Raw genomic sequence first — 6,019 nt, 5'->3', positions numbered from 1 at the left:
CGATTCCGACGGCCGCCCCGTTTTAACCCCGCCGCGCCCGTCCGATTACCACGAATGGGACGGCAAAAAATGGAAAATCAGCAAAGCAGCAGCAGCAGCCCGTTTCGCCGAACAAAAAAACGCCTTGGCATTCCGCCTCGCGGCAAAGGCGGACGAACTCAAAAACAGTCTCTTGGCGGGCTATCCCCAAGTGGAAATCGACAGCTTTTACAGGCAGGAAAAAGAAGCCCTCGCCCGGCAGGCGGACAACAACGCCCCGACCCCGATGCTGGCGCAAATCGCCGCCGCAAGGGGCGTGGAATTGGACGTTTTGATTAAAAAGGTTGTCGAAAAATCTGCCCGCCTGGCCGTTGCCGTCGGCGCAATTATCGGAAAGCGGCAGCAGCTCGAAGACAAATTGAACACCATCGAAACCGCGCCCGGATTGGACGCGCTGGAAAAGGAAATCGAAGAATGGACACTAAAAATCGGCTAAAAAAATACGGTTACCACCTGTTGGTAGCCATCGACCAACTGTTCAACGCCCTAACCGGCGACGCGGCGGACGAAACCCTGTCAAGCCGCACCTATCGCGGCGCGCGGCTCGCCCAACAGCCCAAAACCCGCTGGAAGATTTTATACACCCTGATCAACGGCTTGTTTTTCGACCGCCAACACTGCCGGCAGGCGTATATCAGCGAACTGAAAGGCAGGCAGCACGACGCGCGGTTCAACCAAAGCCGCGCCGCCGGGGAAAAGGGGACGCGATGAACTACTTCGGCATGGTAGAGTTTCTGCGCCTGATGGCAATGGTGCGGCCGCCATTTGTCTTCTTCTCCGGCACCCGCAGCGAACTGCCTGCTTATCTTGACCTCGTGGCAGAACTGCGCCTGACCGGATGGGAGCGTTTTGCAGGCAGCCAAACCTTGACTGTGAGCAGCACATCAACAGCAATTCAAGCTACGACGACCACCTGATTTATAAGTTCTGACCGCAAGTAGCGTACTGCTTTTAAAGGCATAAGATAATCCCCGTTTAACAGACCATTAAACGGGGATAAATTTGTGCAAAAGCTAATACAATTTCCTACGCTTCGGCGGTGCAAAAGTTGCCGCCAATTCGTGCAAAAGCTGCCGCCGCCTTACATAAGAGATGGGAAAATAATTGGCTATCAAGAAAAAGGTCTAGGTAGACCAATTTATCAAGTGAACCATAATGATAGGGAAGTTAAGGTGGCAATTACCATTGGTGATAATGGTTACATTGTGGGGGCAAACCCTCGAGGATTTGTAAAATGAAAATTAAAATTAGATTAATGGCTGACTATTTTTGTTATCCATTATGGCATGATGATGGTATTAATATGGGAGATATTGACCCTGCCAGTTTACCAATTTCCAATGAATTAAAAATGAAACTCTATCATTGGGCAGAATTGTATGACAATATTCTAAACATGGCTGATCCAGCAAGCTTTGTTTTTAATAGTAAAGAAGAAGAAAAATACTTCATACAAATGGGGGCAAAGCTTTTTTCTCAATTAAAAGTTGAGTTAAGTGACTCATACGAGATTAGGTATGTTGTTACTATTTAACAATAACCAACCAGCATATCCCGTGTAACCAAACTAAAAAGTGCACCAAATAACATGCAGCTAGTACCGTTGGAAATACATGATGCAGTTAGACATACTGGTCAAAATGTATTAAAAAAAGGACGTTAATCAAGGAAATGAATAATGAAAAAATTAAATATCTGGAGAGATGAAGGAAAAGTTTCTGCTTTAATCATTGAAAAATTTGCAGAAAATTTAGGTGTAACATTCCCTAGATCGTATATATATTTGATAAGTGAACATGATTATTTATATCCCGAAGAAGATTGTTTTATTTTTATTGATAATAATAAGAATACAGATGACAGAAATATTTTATTTTTAGGATATAAAAAAGATGCCTCCTGTCATGAAAATATCTATACCTATTCATGCATTGATGATGAATATGGCTATGGAAACCAAGTTGTTGCATTTGGAATAAGTGCAAATGGCGATTATATTTGTTTTGATTATCGTAAAAATTCAAGTAATCCATCCATCGTACTTATGTATCATGATGAATTTTACGAAGATGAACTAGGTAATACCAAGATGATTACAGTTCCCATCGCACCTGATTTTGATAGTTTTATAGATAAACTTTATCAAGATGTAGATTAACTGGCACTACTAACCAGTATAGCCTGTGTAACCAAGCAAAAAAGTGAAATGGTAGGATGTGTATTCATGCACACGCGGTTTTGGTTTCTCTGAACTCGGTTTCAGGCTGCCTTAAAACCACTTACCTTTCCTTTTTACTTTAACTAATCGTAACTCTAAACTATGCCCACTCCCCCCTAAACATCCTCTCACCCAAGCTCTATCCCAGTGAGCCATATAACGAAAGCGAAGCACCCGGTGCTATCACTTGGTTGTGGTATCAGTCGCCTAAGCATCGCCAAGTGTCTATTGCGGAGATGATGGCTTATGTGTTGCCTGTGTAAAAAAGAAGGGGCTGTGCTAGATAACCAGACCAAATTTCTATTAACTAATCGTCTTCAAATCTGAATTTGAGATTCTATTTCACTGTTGTTAAAACGCCGTTCACATTCCTTTAAATACGGTCCCAAATGTTCTTTGGAAATACCGTTCAACTTGCGTAAATGTCTAAATTCACTGACATCAATCGCATCATAACTATGAAAGGTATCCGTGTACACAATGCCATCAGGCTTAACTTTCTCTATCTAATACAGCCCCAAACTTTTTACTGTTTAAATAAATTTCCAAAGGCTTGGGCAGGCCGTAATCTTTCAAATGCGCCGGCTTTATCCAAATGCCGTCTGAAGGGCTTTCAGACGGTATTTGCCCTTCAAACGGCGTAATCATCAGCAACCGGTGCGTCAGGCGGTGGGTCAGGGCGGTTTGTTCGTCCATATCTGCCATCGTCAGGGAGAGTTTGGCGGCAAAGTCGGAAAGCCCGTTCAAACTTTCAAAACACGGTACGCAATACAGACCGCCCCAAATGCCTTTGGCGGGGCGTTTCTCCAATAAGATTGCGCCGTTTCGGTTGCGGACAATCAGCCAGTAAAGCGGCAGGGTTTGCACTTCGGGGGCAGTTTTTTTACGCGGCAGCTCGGCAATGCGGTTTTGCTTTTTTGCTTCGCAGATGTCTGCCATCGGGCATTGGTGGCACAAGGGTTTCGTCCCTTTGCACACGGTTGCGCCCAAATCCATCAAGCCCTGCGTGTAGGTGGGCATATCGGTGTTTTCAGACGGCATCAGACTTTCGGCAAGTGTCCAGAGCGAGTTTTCAAATTTTTTGTCCTGCGGATTGCCGTCGCGGGCGAACACGCGGCAGAGTACGCGTTTGACGTTGCCGTCCAAAATGGTTTCGCGGCGGTTGAAGGCAAAGGCGCAAATGGCGGCGGAGGTACTTCTGCCTACGCCGCAGAGGGTTTCCAAGTCTTTGCGCTCCGACGGAAATGTGCCGCCGAATTGTTCGACGACTTGTTGAGCGGCTTTGTGCAGATTGCGCGCGCGGCTGTAATAACCCAAGCCCGCCCACAGCGATAACACTTCGTCTTGCGGCGCGGCCGCAAGCGTCTGAACGGTCGGGAATTTTTCTAAGAAACGCGGATAGTAGTCCAACACGGTGGCGACCTGCGTTTGCTGGAGCATGATTTCGGAAAGCCAGACGCAATAAGGGTTTTTGACCTGCCAAGGGAGATGGTGGCGACCGTGTTGTTTTTGCCAGCGGATGAGCCGTTCGGAGAAGGGGATGGGTGTGTTCATTAATATCAATCTGTGGTTTTATTTATATTTAAAACAGAATGTTATGGTATAACATTGTGAAAGTAATTCTTATTGACATACAGATTATAGGGGTATATAACTCATACAAAGAGACTTTATTGCGGTATTGAAATTATTTATCAACAAGCAAGGAGTATCAGCATGAAAGCAATGGTTTATCACGGCGCAAACGACATCCGTTTTGAAGAAAAACCTCGTCCGCAGATTATCGATCCGACCGATGCGGTGGTGAAAATCGTCAAAACCACGATTTGCGGTACCGATTTGGGTATTTGGAAAGGCAAAAACCCCGAAGTCGCCGACGGCCGTATTCTCGGCCATGAAGGCATCGGTATTGTAGAAGAAGTCGGCGATGCTGTAAAAAACATTAAAGTCGGTGATAAAGTCATTATTTCATGCGTCAGCAAATGCTGCACTTGCGACAACTGTAAAATCCAACTTTATTCACACTGCCGCAACGGCGGTTGGATTTTGGGCTATATGATCGACGGCACGCAGGCCGAATACGTCCGCACGCCTTATGCCGACAACAGCCTTGTTCCGCTGCCCGATAACGTCAACGAAGAAGTCGCCCTGTTGTTGAGCGATGCCTTGCCGACCGCCCACGAAATCGGCGTGCAATATGGTGATGTAAAACCCGGCGATACCGTCTTTATCGCCGGTGCCGGCCCTGTCGGTATGTCTGCCTTGCTGACCGCGCAACTGTACAGCCCTGCCGCCATCATCGTTTGCGATATGGACGAAAACCGTTTGAAACTGGCGAAAGAACTGGGCGCAACCCATACCGTCAACCCTGCTTCCGGCAATGTATCCAAACAAGTTTTTGCCATCGTCGGCGAAGACGGCGTGGATTGCGCGATTGAGGCCGTCGGCATCCCCGCAACTTGGAATATGTGCCAAGACATCGTGAAACCGGGCGGTCATATCGCCGTTGTCGGCGTACACGGTCAATCCGTCGATTTCAAACTCGAAAAACTCTGGATTAAAAACCTTGCCATCACAACCGGTCTGGTAAACGCCAATACCACCGAAATGCTGATGAAGGCGATTTCCAGCAGCTCCGTCGATTACACCAAAATGCTGACCCACCGCTTCAAATTCAGCGAATTGGAAGAAGCCTACGACGTGTTCAAACACGCCGCCGAAAACCAAGCCATGAAAGTGGTTTTGGAAGCGGATTAATCGGCGTTGAATCAGTTGTTTTTTAACCGGATGCCGTCTGAATGCGTTTCAGACGGCATTTTTTCAGCCGTGTAAAACGGGCTGTCCGGCTGCTGTATTTGTCGAATAGACTGACCGTTATTTTTATTATGCGGAAGATGGATGGGTATTTTAGGGGCGGTATGTCGGAGCGGTGCTGCCGTGTATGCCGACTGCGCCGCCAATCGGCAAAATGCCGTCTGAAGCAGGAAAGGGTTTCAGACGGCATTTTTACGATGCGGTTCAGGCTTTGGGTTTCAACGCCGCCGCTTCTTTGGCGAGGCGGGTGATGGTGTCCCAGTCTTTGTTTTTCACAGCTTCTTTCGGGGTCAGCCAAGAGCCGCCGATGCACAAGACGTTGGGCAGTGCCAAGTAATCGGGTGCGGTGGCGAGGCTGATGCCGCCGGTCGGGCAGAAGCGCACGTCGGCATAAGGACCGTAGAGGGCTTTGAGCATCGCTTTGCCGCCAACGACTTCGGCGGGGAAGAGTTTGAGGGTGTCGATACCGTGTTCCAAAGCCAGTTGGACTTCGCCCGGAGTAGCAACGCCGGGAATCAGAGGAATGCCGCTGTTGTGTCCGGCTTTGGCGAGGGATTCGTGCAGCCCCGGGCTGATGGCGAAAACCGCGCCTGCGTCTTCGACGGCTTTGAGCTGTTCAGGGTTGGTAACCGTACCCGCGCCGACGATGGCGTTGGGCACTTCTTTGGCAATCAGGCGGATGGCATCGAGGCCGACAGGGGTGCGCAGGGTGATTTCGAGGGTGGGGATGCCGCCTTCGACAAGGGCGTGGGACAAATCGACGGCAGTACTCAAGTCGTCAATCGCCATTACCGGTACAACTGCGCCGGCGGTCAGGATTTCGCGGGGGGTCAGTTTGGACATTTCGGTTCTCCGGGTGGGATGGGGTGTTGTTTTTGATGCGGTCAAACGGGATGGGGGGCGGTTTTCAGACGACCTTTAGAGGCTCTCGTATCCGACAAATACTCT

At 48.4% G+C, this 6,019-nt stretch carries 10 protein-coding genes and 1 pseudogene; 7 read left to right on the top strand and 4 right to left on the bottom strand.

The features are described 5' to 3' along the window. From ACNAU7_RS02135 to ACNAU7_RS02110, 6 genes are all read left to right on the top strand, one after another. The coding region (locus ACNAU7_RS02135) for a hypothetical protein (protein ID WP_416300226.1) at positions 1–475 on the top strand (475 nt) is incomplete at its 5' end. Continuing rightward, positions 454–750 carry a DNA helicase UvrD gene (locus ACNAU7_RS02130; RefSeq protein WP_416300225.1) on the top strand — a complete coding sequence of 99 codons (297 nt, stop codon included), beginning with the start codon at positions 454–456 and terminating at the stop codon, positions 748–750. The genes ACNAU7_RS02135 and ACNAU7_RS02130, both read left to right, overlap by 22 nt. Further along, the gene (locus ACNAU7_RS02125; protein ID WP_002213582.1) at positions 747–956 is read left to right on the top strand and encodes a hypothetical protein; all 210 of its coding nucleotides are present in this window, start codon (positions 747–749) and stop codon (positions 954–956) included. Before ACNAU7_RS02130 ends, ACNAU7_RS02125 begins: the two co-directional genes overlap by 4 nt. Before the next feature lie 317 nt (positions 957–1,273). Then, a complete protein-coding gene (locus ACNAU7_RS02120; protein ID WP_416300221.1) occupies positions 1,274–1,573 on the top strand; it encodes a hypothetical protein in 300 nt (99 codons plus the stop codon). A gap of 144 nt (positions 1,574–1,717) precedes the next feature. Beyond that, complete coding sequence (locus tag ACNAU7_RS02115; RefSeq protein WP_003751641.1) at positions 1,718–2,197, top strand: SMI1/KNR4 family protein; 480 nt, start codon at positions 1,718–1,720, stop codon at positions 2,195–2,197. A 146-nt stretch (positions 2,198–2,343) separates the two neighbouring features. Next, positions 2,344–2,520: a toxin-activating lysine-acyltransferase gene (locus ACNAU7_RS02110; RefSeq protein ID WP_101041416.1), complete on the top strand. Its 177-nt coding sequence runs from the start codon at positions 2,344–2,346 to the stop codon at positions 2,518–2,520. 54 nt (positions 2,521–2,574) lie between these two features. Here the strand turns inward: ACNAU7_RS02110 and ACNAU7_RS02105 are convergent. Together ACNAU7_RS02105 and mutY are read right to left on the bottom strand one after the other, a co-directional pair. Beyond that, positions 2,575–2,760 (bottom strand): annotated as a pseudogene (locus tag ACNAU7_RS02105) (IS1595 family transposase); the annotation flags it as partial. Further along, positions 2,750–3,811, bottom strand: coding sequence for an A/G-specific adenine glycosylase (mutY, locus tag ACNAU7_RS02100; RefSeq protein WP_416300219.1), 1,062 nt, complete (start codon positions 3,809–3,811; stop codon positions 2,750–2,752). The pseudogene ACNAU7_RS02105 and the gene mutY, both read right to left, overlap by 11 nt. Before the next feature lie 162 nt (positions 3,812–3,973). Between mutY and ACNAU7_RS02095 the strand changes: the two genes are divergently transcribed. Further along, complete coding sequence (locus tag ACNAU7_RS02095) at positions 3,974–5,014, top strand: zinc-dependent alcohol dehydrogenase family protein (RefSeq protein ID WP_416300217.1); 1,041 nt, start codon at positions 3,974–3,976, stop codon at positions 5,012–5,014. A gap of 22 nt (positions 5,015–5,036) precedes the next feature. Here ACNAU7_RS02095 and ACNAU7_RS02090 read toward each other — a convergent pair whose 3' ends face one another. Beyond that, positions 5,037–5,261: a hypothetical protein gene (locus ACNAU7_RS02090; protein ID WP_196428045.1), complete on the bottom strand. Its 225-nt coding sequence runs from the start codon at positions 5,259–5,261 to the stop codon at positions 5,037–5,039. Positions 5,262–5,275: 14 nt separating this feature from the next. Continuing rightward, positions 5,276–5,914, bottom strand: a complete 639-nt coding sequence (locus tag ACNAU7_RS02085; RefSeq protein ID WP_416300214.1) for a bifunctional 4-hydroxy-2-oxoglutarate aldolase/2-dehydro-3-deoxy-phosphogluconate aldolase — start codon at positions 5,912–5,914, stop codon at positions 5,276–5,278. Between the last annotated feature and the right edge of the window lie 105 nt (positions 5,915–6,019).

The organism is Neisseria sp. LACPHL-SPEC-2024-00856 (assembly GCF_047915665.1).
GTDB classification, from domain to species: Bacteria; Pseudomonadota; Gammaproteobacteria; order Burkholderiales; family Neisseriaceae; genus Neisseria; species Neisseria polysaccharea.
The sequence above is the reverse complement of the archived record's forward strand: the minus strand, read 5'-3'. Positions and strand labels throughout refer to the sequence as shown.